13 protein-coding genes are annotated in these 10,408 nt (G+C 69.2%); 12 read left to right on the top strand and 1 reads right to left on the bottom strand.

Annotation, left to right across the window (positions count from 1 at the left end):
* The 8 genes from AOP78_RS10170 to AOP78_RS10135 all read left to right on the top strand — a co-directional run.
* On the top strand, positions 1-452 hold a 452-nt coding region (locus AOP78_RS10170), incomplete at its 5' end, for an SDR family oxidoreductase (protein WP_152659497.1).
* A 188-nt stretch (positions 453-640) separates the two neighbouring features.
* The gene (locus tag AOP78_RS10165; protein WP_439645036.1) at positions 641-1,459 is read left to right on the top strand and encodes a hypothetical protein; all 819 of its coding nucleotides are present in this window, start codon (positions 641-643) and stop codon (positions 1,457-1,459) included.
* Positions 1,456-1,755 carry a PqqD family protein gene (locus AOP78_RS15045; RefSeq protein WP_201774777.1) on the top strand — a complete coding sequence of 100 codons (300 nt, stop codon included), beginning with the start codon at positions 1,456-1,458 and terminating at the stop codon, positions 1,753-1,755. The genes AOP78_RS10165 and AOP78_RS15045 overlap by 4 nt, the downstream gene beginning before the upstream one ends.
* 43 nt (positions 1,756-1,798) lie before the next feature.
* Positions 1,799-3,223, top strand: coding sequence for a tyrosine-protein kinase domain-containing protein (locus AOP78_RS10155; protein WP_062203874.1), 1,425 nt, complete (start codon positions 1,799-1,801; stop codon positions 3,221-3,223).
* Positions 3,224-3,228: 5 nt separating this feature from the next.
* Positions 3,229-4,614, top strand: coding sequence for an arsenate reductase/protein-tyrosine-phosphatase family protein (locus tag AOP78_RS10150; protein ID WP_062203871.1), 1,386 nt, complete (start codon positions 3,229-3,231; stop codon positions 4,612-4,614).
* Entirely contained in the window at positions 4,611-4,889 is a 279-nt protein-coding gene (locus tag AOP78_RS10145) for a hypothetical protein (protein ID WP_152659496.1), read from the top strand. Before AOP78_RS10150 ends, AOP78_RS10145 begins: the two co-directional genes overlap by 4 nt.
* Before the next feature lie 141 nt (positions 4,890-5,030).
* The gene (locus AOP78_RS10140; protein ID WP_062203865.1) at positions 5,031-5,618 is read left to right on the top strand and encodes a hypothetical protein; all 588 of its coding nucleotides are present in this window, start codon (positions 5,031-5,033) and stop codon (positions 5,616-5,618) included.
* A gap of 207 nt (positions 5,619-5,825) precedes the next feature.
* On the top strand, positions 5,826-6,380 hold the full coding sequence (locus AOP78_RS10135; RefSeq protein WP_062203861.1) for a hypothetical protein: 555 nt from the start codon (positions 5,826-5,828) through the stop codon (positions 6,378-6,380).
* Positions 6,381-6,405: 25 nt separating this feature from the next.
* On the opposite strand, the gene AOP78_RS10130 is transcribed toward AOP78_RS10135, so the two are convergent.
* Positions 6,406-7,227 carry a hypothetical protein gene (locus AOP78_RS10130; RefSeq protein WP_062203858.1) on the bottom strand — a complete coding sequence of 274 codons (822 nt, stop codon included), beginning with the start codon at positions 7,225-7,227 and terminating at the stop codon, positions 6,406-6,408.
* A 348-nt stretch (positions 7,228-7,575) separates the two neighbouring features.
* On the opposite strand from AOP78_RS10130, the gene AOP78_RS10125 reads away from it, so the two are divergent.
* From AOP78_RS10125 to AOP78_RS10110, 4 genes are all read left to right on the top strand, one after another.
* Positions 7,576-8,130, top strand: a complete 555-nt coding sequence (locus AOP78_RS10125) for a hypothetical protein (protein WP_152659495.1) — start codon at positions 7,576-7,578, stop codon at positions 8,128-8,130.
* A 252-nt stretch (positions 8,131-8,382) separates the two neighbouring features.
* On the top strand, positions 8,383-8,679 hold the full coding sequence (locus AOP78_RS10120; RefSeq protein WP_152659494.1) for a hypothetical protein: 297 nt from the start codon (positions 8,383-8,385) through the stop codon (positions 8,677-8,679).
* Positions 8,680-8,825: 146 nt separating this feature from the next.
* On the top strand, positions 8,826-9,056 hold the full coding sequence (locus tag AOP78_RS10115) for a helix-turn-helix domain-containing protein (protein WP_062203850.1): 231 nt from the start codon (positions 8,826-8,828) through the stop codon (positions 9,054-9,056).
* Positions 9,049-10,395, top strand: coding sequence for a type II toxin-antitoxin system HipA family toxin (locus AOP78_RS10110; protein WP_062203847.1), 1,347 nt, complete (start codon positions 9,049-9,051; stop codon positions 10,393-10,395). Before AOP78_RS10115 ends, AOP78_RS10110 begins: the two co-directional genes overlap by 8 nt.
* Positions 10,396-10,408: the final 13 nt, after the last annotated feature.

The raw sequence follows: 10,408 nt of genomic DNA, 5'->3' as shown, positions 1-10,408 counted from the left end.
CAACCGCGCCGAGGCACTACATCCTCCGCACCTCCTGGGTCATCGGTGAAGGCAACAACTTCGTGCGCACGATGGCGTCGCTCGCTGAGCGTGGTATCGCGCCGAAGGTCGTGGACGACCAGGTCGGCCGCCTGACCTTCACCACCGACCTTGCGCGTGCGATACGACACCTCGTCGAGTCGGGCGCTCCGTACGGCACGTACAACGTCACCGGGTCCGGCGAGCCCGCATCGTGGGCGGATGTCGCCAAGGCGGTCTACGCGGCCGTTGGCTCGGACCCCGCCGACGTCACTCCGGTGACCACCGAGGAGTACTTCGCCGGCTCCGACAAGGTGATCGCGCCGCGACCCGCCTTCTCGACGTTGGATTTGAGCGAGATCCAGGCCGCCGGCTTCGTCCCACGCGATTGGCGCGAGTCGCTCCCCGCCTATCTGAGTATCGGAACTGCCTGACGTTCGTGGGGTCGGGCTGCCGGTAGCCTGCGAACGTGACCAGCGATACGACGCTCAAGAGCCTTTCTCAGGCGGACGCGTCGCTGCTTGCCCACGTGCTCGTCAGCCGCGTCGCTGAAAAGCGAGGCATACGTGCGCTCACGGTCAAGGGCCCTGCCGCCGGCCATTATGGGCTTCGCCCACCCCGCGTGAGCGCTGATGCCGACGTGCTCATCGAGCCCGCGCGGTTCGATGAGATGCTCGAAGCGCTCAAGGAAGTCGGATGGGCGGAGCGTCACGTGTCCAGGCTGACGGACAGTCTCGTGCTGCATTCGGTCACCGTGATCTCAAAGCAGTGGCCCTGCGACATCGACGTTCACGTGATGTTCCCCGGATTCCTCAAGGACGCGGGCGAGGTGTTCGAGGAGCTGTGGCAACGGCGTGAGGCTCTCGAGATCGCCGGGCAGCCGGTGGAGATCACCGACCGCGCATCGTCCATCTTGATCGCTGGGCTGCACGGGCTGCGATCGCCGTCGCAGGTGGCGCGGCATCGGGACGAGACGCTCGCGCTTGCCGAGCGCATCGTCCCCGAGCTCTCCGATGCGGACTATCGCGACCTTGTCGCGCTCGCGGCCAAACTAGGTGCCGCGGACACGGCCCGGCCCATCTTCGTGAACCGGAACGATGGCTTGCCGCCGAGCACGGGCCCCGGCGTCGACCCTGCACTTGACGAGTGGAGACTTCGCTCCGCTAGTGGGGGAGGGCGAGCAGGGCAGATCGCCAACGCGATGCGGCACGCCGGTTGGCGGGATCGGCTCCGGTTGCTCAGGGAGTACATCTGGCGCAGCCCGTCGGAGTTCGCCCTCGACGAGCCCGATGCTCAGGGCTCTTCGTCGTCCATATCGCGCGCACGCCGGGCTCGGCTAGGGAGGGGCTTCCGCTCTGTCAAGAACCTCATCCGTGGCTACCGCTACATGAAGGCCGGCAAGGACGACACCGCCCTTGTCAACGGCGAGAACCCGTGGTGAGGCGCCACCCCGACCTCGCCGAGGTCGCGCACGAGGACTACACCGTCGTGCTCAACCTCGCGCGGCTCAATGAGCAGCAGTCGCCCTACGTCTTTGAGGGGCCCTCCTTCGAGATCTGGACGCGCATCGACGGCACGCGCGACGAGGCGCAGATCGTCGACGAGCTTGTCGAGCAGTTCGGTGCCCCCCGTGAGCAGATCGCAACCGACGTCCGTGCGTTCCTCGAGGAGCTCCTCGCTTTGGGACTCGTGGAAGATGCCGATAACAAGGAAGACACTGAGCCGCACCTAGACTGACCCAGACTATTGGTGTGATGCGCCAGCCTGGAGGGGCAGATCGATGGAGCTTGAGGACTACCTGCGGATCTTTCGTGCGCACTGGCTGGTGATCACCTTCATCACCCTGCTCGCCGCCGCCGCATCGTTCGCGTGGACCGAGACCCAGCCCAAGGTCTACACCTCCTCCGGCTCCGCCATCGTCACCACCGGAGGCTCCACCTCCCTAGGCGACGCGCTCGTCGGTGACAACTACGCCAAGTCCCGCGTCCTCTCCTACGTCGACATCGCCGAGTCCCGCAAGGTCGCCGCGATCGCCGCTGAGGAGATGGGCTACGAGGGCAACGCCGACTCCCTGGTCTCCCGCGTGAGCGTCACCAACCCCACCGACACCGCCACACTCAGCGTGACCGCGACCGGCTCCTCCCCGGAGGAGGCGCAGGAGCTCGCCGAGGCCTGGATCACCGGCATGGCTCAGGTGGTCGAGGAGATCGAGACCGTCGACGGCTCCGAGACCGTCGTCTCGCTCGAGACGCTCGACAGTGCCTCCCTCCCGGGCTCCCCGTCCTCGCCGAACACGAAGCTCAACCTCGCGCTCGGGCTGCTCGTCGGCCTCGCGCTCGGCGTGGCCTACGCGCTCGTGCGCGCGACGCTCGACAAGCGCCTCAAGGTGCCGCGTGATGTGGAGCGCGAGTTCGACCTCGCCGTCGTCGGCGCCATCCCGCTCGACACCGCCTTCTCCAAGCAGGGGTGGAACGTCGAGGACCTCGGTCAGGTCACCGCAGAGGCCGTCCGCGAGCTGCGCACCAACCTCGCCTTCATGGACGTAGACAACCCGCCGCGCGTCGTCGTCGTCACGTCCTCCCTGCCCGGCGACGGCAAGTCCACGACCGCCATCCTGCTGGCCCAGGCCGTCGCCGAGACCGGCCGCAACGTGGTCCTCATCGACGCCGACCTGCGCCGTCCCACCGTCGCCACGCGCCTCGGCCTGGTCGAGGGCGCGGGACTCACCCAGGTGCTCGTGGGCGAGGTGACGGCGAGCGACGTGCTCCAGGTCTCCGGACACTCCGGCCACCTGTGGATCATGGCCGCCGGCACCATCCCGCCCAACCCGTCCGAGCTGCTCGGCTCCGAGGCCATGCACTCGCTGCTGTACTCGTTCCCCGAGGACGCGCTGGTCCTCATCGACACGCCACCGCTGATCCCGGTGACGGACGCTGCGATCCTCACCGCACGCACCGACGGCGCGCTCGTCGTCGCCCGCTCGGGCAAGACCACCACCGACATCCTCGACCGCTCGCTCGGCAACCTGGACCGCGTCAAGGGCCGCGCGCTCGGCGTCATCCTGGACGGCGTCAACCGCAAGGGGCCCGAGGCCAAGCTCTACGGCTACGGCCACGAGTACACGTCTCGCGCGTCGAAGGCACCCCAGTCGGCCCCGTCCGCGCCCACGCCCGCCGAGGCGACCGACAAGAAGGGCGCCAAGTAGTCCTCATGCCCGCACGGCCCCAGTCCGCGTTCCGGATCCTCATCGTCGACACGCACGACACCGGCCGTGCGCCCGTCTCCGAACGGCTCCTGCGACGCGCGCTCGCCGAGCACGGCATCCCCGCCGACCAGATCCGCGTCACCTCCGCCGGGCTCGACGCCGTCGACGGCGCGCGGATCACCGACACCGCCGCGCGGCTCATCGTCGCGCACGGCGGCAACGCCGACGGCTTCGTCGCCCGCTCCCTCAGCGCCCAGCTCGTGGGCGCCGCCGACCTCCTCCTCGCCCCCACCGCCGCCGAACGCGACGAGGTGGCGCGCAGGCACCCGCGCGCGGCCCGCCGCGTGTTCACGTGGGCCGAGCTCAAGAGCCTCTACGGCGACGTGGTCGAGCTCGCCGCGCCCCTGCACGAGCACCCGCTGATCCTCGCCCGCAACCGCGCCGTCCACCCCGTGCCGGTCGAGCTCGAGCTCACCGCGTGGACCTCCGACGCCGAGGCCGACGCCGCGGGGGAGTGGATCGCCGCAGGCGTCCACGACGCCGCGGAACGCTGGTCCGCCCTGGTGGACCGCGACGTCACCGCCCGGGCGCCCCACGCATCGTCCTGCGTCCTCGACGCCTTCGGCACCCGCATCGGTATCACCTGCTCCGGCGCGGGACGCGACGACCTCTCACGCGAGGTCCTGCGCGTGTGGAGCCGCTGCATCGTCCCGTCCGGGCGGGACAACGACGCCGAGATCGAGGTCTGCGTCGACCCCGACCCGCAGGCGCTCGCCGAGGCGCGCGCCAGGGGAGCGCTCGCCTTCGCAGACGTGCCCCAGGCGCTCCACCACCTGTCCAGCGCCGTGACCGTGCGCGCGATCGACCGGCACGCCGGCAACTTCGTCATGCTGCACGCCGCCGCGGTCGCCTCGCGCGACGGAGACGTCATCGGGTTCATCGCGCCGTCGGGCACGGGCAAGACCACGCTGTCGCGCGTTCTCGGCGCCCACCACGGCTACGTGACCGACGAGACGCTCGCGATCGCCGGCGACCGCGTCTACGCCTACCCCAAGCCGCTGTCCGTCATCACCGAGTCCCACCAGGGCATCAAGCTCCAGTGGAGTCCCGACTCGCTGGACCTGGCGGTGCCGCCAGCCGACCTGCGGCTGTCGCGGCTCGTGCTGCTGGACCGGCGGCCCGACGGGCCCGTCTCTCCCGTGCTCGAGGACGTGCCGCACCTGCGGGGCATCGCCGAGCTCGCCGAGCAGACCTCCTACCTGCCGCGCCTGTCCCGCATGCTCCACACCCTGTCCGACACCGTCGACTCCGTCGGCGGCCTCACCCGGCTGTCGTACCGCGAGGCCTCCACGGTCCTGACCGTCATGCCCGAGCTGTGGGGCGCCGCGTGACCGGGCCGCTTGACGCATCGTCCATGGTCGTCGCCTCGTACGACGACGCGCTCGTGCGCGACGGCGAGATGCTCGCGCTCGTCGGCTCCGAGGTCGTGCTGCTGTCGGAGCTCGCGTCGGCGCTTGTCTCGTATGCCCGGTCCGGCGCGTCCGTGGCTTCTCTGGCCGACTCGCTGGTCGCCGATTTCGGGGCTCCTCCCGAGGCGGATCCGATCGCGCTCGTGTCCGATTTGGTGCGAGAACTGCTCGATCACGGCGTTCTGCGAGCCGCCTGATCCGGCGCGATTGGGCGCTTTGTTCCGTTGGCAATCTGGGAATGAATCACAGCCTTGTGATTTGCGTCACAAGGACCTAGGTTTGCCTTCTGCAGGCGTCAACCCGGAGACGCCCGCGAACTGAGTCTGAGGGGACTTCTCGTGGCCGACGCGCTTTCCACGACCGTCAACGCTGGACCGACGCTCTCGCGTCGCCGCATCATCCAGACCGCCGCGTGGGCCGCCCCCGCGATCGTCGTCGCGACGGCAGTGCCGGCGGCGGCGACGTCGCCCGACACCGCGCCCAACCTCGCGCTCAGCTACTACTCGGGCAACCTTGGCAACAACTCCTCCGCGACCAACGGCGCCAAGGCTGCGACGACCGCGACCATCGTCCGCAGCAACGACACCTACGACGGTGTCTATGCGATCAATGAGATCCGCATCTCCTTCACGGCGACCAAGTGGGTCAGCGGCACCCAGGACGCCGTCGCGGTCGGCACGGGTTGGGTGCTCGACACCGCGAGCACCTCCTTCCCCACGCTCGGCGTGGACGGCGCGCCCGGCGTGCTCGTCCTCAAGCCCAACACGGCAAGCGGCATCATCACCGTCGCCAAGGGCTCGAGTGTGAGTGCCGACTGGGAGCTGCCGAAGTACGAGGACTACACCTCCGTGGTCGTCAACGGCACCGCGACCCCCACGTCTGGCACCGCCGCGTCGATCTCGACCACTCTCGCCTACACGAAGTAACGGTCCCGTAGCGCATTCGAGGGCGAATTCGCGGCGACACGCCGCAACGAATTTCGTGCTCAGGGGTACTTGGTCCCGGTATGTGACGAATTCCTCACCTAGCAGGCTCTGCCATCTCTATGTATGGTGAAGGAGCGACGCCCGAAACGGGCGGAGTTGTGCGTTCTCTTGGGGGGCGCCGCACGACTGCTGAGGATGGAAATTCGCATGGACTCGAAGCACGGACCCACGCTGAGCCGACGCCGGACTCTCCAGGGCATCGCCTGGGCCACGCCCGCACTGCTCGTCGCCACGGCGGCGCCCGCGGCCGCGTGCTCAGGGAGGACAGGCTGCGACAATCCGTCGTACTGCGACGGCACCTACAGCAAGGGCGACTGCGACGACAAGGGCCGTCGCGACTGTGACGCGACCGTCACCCGCTCGCCCGGCTCCGATGACGCGAACTTCTGCGTCACCGGCATCACGGTGTGCTTCACGAGTGACGACAAGCCCAAGGACGACTGCGTCACCGGCGTCTCCGCCGGCTGGGACTGCGGCACGCCCACCTCCCAGCCCAGGACCGGCGGCGGCTACGACTGCCAGGTCGAGATCAAGCCGAGCACGGGAACGCAGGAGCTCTCGAGCGGCGGGACCGACGGCTGCAACGTCGACTTCAAGGTCGAGTGCAAGGACGTCACCAAGGTCCAGTGCGACGGCTACAGCGACACCGACCTCGGCAAGGTCACGATGCCGACCAAGGATCTCAGCTGCAAGACTGCGTAGCCGCGGTGACGGGCCGGCGCCCGGCCTACAGGCAGTCGCCCTGCTTGACCGTCGGGCGGCTCACCCAGATGTCATCCGTGACGTCGCGCATGTTGGAGCTGTTGCCGTCGGGGTAGATGCCCTCGATCGTGAACGTGAAGCGCACCGTGATCACAGCCTGGTCCGTGCCGGTGTGGTCGAACGTGAAGCTGCGGTTCTTCGCGCCGTCCCACGAGCCCTGGAGCTCGTAGCCCATCGCGGTCATCTCCGCGTCGGTGCGGTTGCCCTCGGGAAGCGGGCTCGAGTAGTGCCCGAGCGTCCACTTGCTGAACTCCTCGCCGTTCACTGACACGACCGCGCTCTGGCGCGCGCTCTGGCTCGCGTTGCCGTTGCCGTAGCCCACGCGCGAGTCGAACGAGATCGTGTAGCTCGTCTTCGCCGTCGCCGTGAACATGTACTCCGCGACGACGGTGATCCATGCGCTCGTCGGGTCGCTCGCGCTGCTGTGGAGCGTGTTGTCGTCCATCGACTGGAAGCCGTCATCGTTGGACAGCGCGTAGCCCGAGTGCTCGGTGGTGTCGTCGCCCGAGACGTTCGGCGTCCAGCCGGTCTCCGGGTTGTGGTTCGTGAGGGTGTTCTGGCGCAGCATCTGCGGCGAGACGGTCCACGAGCCGCGCGCGAGGGCCAGGGTCGAGCCGTAGGCCGCGGCGTCGCACTGCCCGGTCACGTGCGAGGTCGCCGCCGCCGGCACGCCCGTCGCGAGCACGATCGCAGGAGCGGCCCACGCCGCGCCCTGGATGATGCGTCGGCGCGACAGGTGCGTGGTCGCGGCCGAAGTGGTGGCGGTGGTGTTGGCGTGCGTGGTCATATGGGACCCTCTCCCCTTGGTGTGTGCCATCGTGCACGGCGCCCGTCGACGCGTGCCTTGGCGCATGACGCCCGTCGGCGCATGCGAACGGGGCGCCGAGGTGGCGCCCCATGTCCGCTCGGGATCCTACGGGCTCTCCGCCGCAATCTAGGACGTTGTACCTGGTTGATGCCGAATTGACACCTCGCGCATGCCGGTTTGTTCGGTATGTCTGAAATTGTGGCCGAGTTGGACGCTCTGAACGCTTTCGTCCCTCTCGGGTCCGTCGATACCCTGAGGCACTGAGTGCCTCGCGTGGGGCGGGAAGGCCAGGGGGTCACCGTGGATGTGCATCTCGACGAGCTGACAGTGACCCGACGACAGACCCTGCAGGGCATGGCCTGGGCCGCCCCCGCGATCGTCGTCGCCAAGGGAATCCCGGCTGCCGCATCGTCCGCGTCCCTCGACTTGGACTCGAAGCTGGGTGTCCAAGCGCTCGACCTTGCGGCCGTCTACTGGGACTCGTACTGGGTGGGGCCGCGCCCCGCCGTGGCGCTCGGCCTGTACATCCAGAACTACGGCAACGAGTCTCCCGTCGCGACCGGCTTCACGCTCACCGTCACCGTGCCCGTGACCGGGGACGATGCGGCCTGGGGCATCCAGGGGAACGTCGGGCTCGGATCCAGCGACCCCTGGACGCTCGCGAGCTACTCGCGCTCCAGTGGTGTGGCGACGCTGGTGCTCGTCTACACCGGCGGATCGCTGAGCGCGTGGGGCGGGGTGTCGCTGTCGAACCTGTGGTTCGCGACCGCATCGTCCCTGGCGGACGTGAAGAACGAGACCGTGACCGCGACCATCAACGCGACCTACTCGACCGGCGCGACGTCGGTGCGTACGACGACTGCGAAGGTGAAGGGGAAGTAGCCGCCCAGGGAGGGGGCGCATCGTCCCTCTTCCTTCTGCGTTCTCACCCCTGCCTGCGCGGTTGACGCGTCCCGGGGTTACCCTGAAGGCCGATCGCAGGGCGAGTCGGGTGAGGGGACCATGGCTTCGATGGATCGAGTGTGCGCCGCGTGCGGGGGAAGCGGGCTGGTGACTCCAGGACTGCCGCCCCTGCCTTCTACTGTGCTCGACGAGACCGCCGTGCCGTGCCGCGCCTGCGTCGGGCCTGCCCGCTTGGAACGCGCGCCCCTGCGCACCCCCGTCGCCGTCGACGGGCACGCCGAGCTTGCCGGCGTCCTGATCGCGCTTGCCGGGGGGATCGCGCTCGCGGTGCTGCTGGGGCACGTCTACGACCTGCGCTGGTGGGCGTCCCTGGGGCTCGTGATCCTCGGCACGTACGCGACCGTGTGGGTGGTGGGGCTCGTGCCGGGCCTGTGGCGGGCGCTGGGGGTGGCGTGGGCGTACGTGATCGTCGGCGTGGGCGGCGTCGGGGTGTGGGTCGTGGCGGCGCAGGTGCTCGCCGGGCGGTGAGCTGCTGGCGGGGCAGGCTGAGGTCTGGGCTGCGTGCTTCGGCTGTCGGAATATCCCAACATGCTCTCTTGTGGGAAATTTCCCACATCTGCTAATGTGGGAATATTCCCACATCGGGCGTCGGTGGCCCGGGCGAAGGAGAGACGATGCCTCGGCTGTCGGCGCGCAAGCCCCAAGACCTCGCAGCGGTGATCCGAGCCGCCCGCGAGGAATCCGGACTGAGTCAGGCCGAGCTTGCTGACAGGCTCGGCTTCTCCCGCGACTATATGATCGGGCTCGAGTCGGGGCAGCCGAACACCTACGCGACCCGCCTGTTCCGGGTGCTCCACGAACTCGGGATCACGATCGACGTCGACTACCCCGACCACGATGTCTGAGCTGGAGCTCCGGCTCCACGGCGAGCGCGTCGGCCTCGTGACTCCCGTCGCGCGCGACCGCACCCGCGTGAACCTGACAGTCGATCGCGACTACCGCCAGAGCATCGTCCTGAGCGAATCCTTCGCCGCGCTGCCGGGCCGTGCACCCTCCGACGCCGTCTCCAACTTCCTCGGCGGCTACGTGCCCGAGGGCAACCACCGCGCGCGCATGGCCGCCAAGCGGCGGATCGACAAGGAGGACCTGTTCGCGCTCCTCACCGAGTTCGGCGGGTCGATCGCAGGCGCGCTCACGCTGGTGCCTCCGGGGGGCGCCGCCGGCGCGTCCGACGGCTCGGCCCTGTCCGACTACTCGCCCCTCTCTGATGCCGAGCTCGCCGCACGCCTGCGCCAGGCGCTCGTCGACAGCGACCAGGGGATCCCGACCGACTCACGATCGACCCTGCCGGGGTATCAGCCCAAGGTGCTCGTGACCCGGCTCGGCGACGCGTGGGCGTCCCCCCACGGCGCCGGCCATTCAACCCACATCCTCAAGCCGCAGGTCCCGGCGCGGCCGCATCGTCTCTACGACGAGCACTACAGCCACCTGCTTGCCCGGCAGCTCGGGCTCTCCGCCTACGACTCCACCGTCGCCGCCGTCGAGGGAGTGACGTTTCTCGCGATCGAACGATTCGACCGCACCGTTCGCGGGAACGAGGTCGTGCTCCACCACCAGGAGGACCTCGCGCAGGCACTGGGACTCGACTGGCGCAACACCGACGTCAAGTTCCAGGAGCCCGCATGGCCCGACGACCCGTCGCGTGCCACGCTCGCACGCATCGCGGGAGCGCTCTCGGCGCTCCCCTCCGCGGCCTCCGTGCTCGAGCAGTGGGTGCGACACATCGTCTACAGGCTCGTGATCGGCGACAACGACGCGCACGCGAAGAACGTGGCGCTGCTGCATTCGGCTGGGGCTTCTGTGGCCGGTGCTTCTGCGAGCAGTGCTTCTGTGACTGGTGCTGCTGTGACCGGTGCTGCTGTGACCGGGCTCGCGCCCGTCTACGACGCCGTGCCCAACCTGTTCCAGGACGGGCTGATCTCGTGGCAGCTGGCGCTCGCCATCGACGGCGAGTTCGACCACCGACGGGTGTCCGTCGAGTCGCTGCTCGCCGAGGTCGCGGGCTGGAAGGTGATGCGGGTCGCGCGAGCCGCCGACGTGGTCGCCGAGACGCTGCGGCGAGTCGAGTCGGCGCTCGATGCCGTGCCGGTGCCCCGCGGGGCGTCGCCCGGGATGGCCGAGCAGATCCGGTGGAACGTCTCGCGGCTGCTCGCCGGGGACGAGATCGGCGAGCGACCGAGGTAGGTGGGGTCGGGGG

The sequence above is a fragment of the Demequina salsinemoris genome, assembly GCF_000974805.1.
Classification (GTDB): domain Bacteria; phylum Actinomycetota; class Actinomycetes; order Actinomycetales; family Demequinaceae; genus Demequina; species Demequina salsinemoris.
This window is presented reverse-complemented; position numbering and strand designations above follow the sequence as displayed.

Bases quoted from the DNA above. Each gene is read 5' to 3' on its own strand.
- AOP78_RS10155 (WP_062203874.1), top strand. From the start codon at position 1,799: ATGGAGCTTGAGGACTACCTGCGGATCTTTCGTGCGCACTGGCTGGTG.
- AOP78_RS10150 (WP_062203871.1), top strand. From the start codon at position 3,229: ATGCCCGCACGGCCCCAGTCCGCGTTCCGGATCCTCATCGTCGACACG.
- AOP78_RS10135 (WP_062203861.1), top strand. From the start codon at position 5,826: ATGGACTCGAAGCACGGACCCACGCTGAGCCGACGCCGGACTCTCCAG.
- AOP78_RS10130 (WP_062203858.1), bottom strand. From the start codon at position 7,227: ATGACCACGCACGCCAACACCACCGCCACCACTTCGGCCGCGACCACG.
- AOP78_RS10115 (WP_062203850.1), top strand. From the start codon at position 8,826: ATGCCTCGGCTGTCGGCGCGCAAGCCCCAAGACCTCGCAGCGGTGATC.
- AOP78_RS10110 (WP_062203847.1), top strand. From the start codon at position 9,049: ATGTCTGAGCTGGAGCTCCGGCTCCACGGCGAGCGCGTCGGCCTCGTG.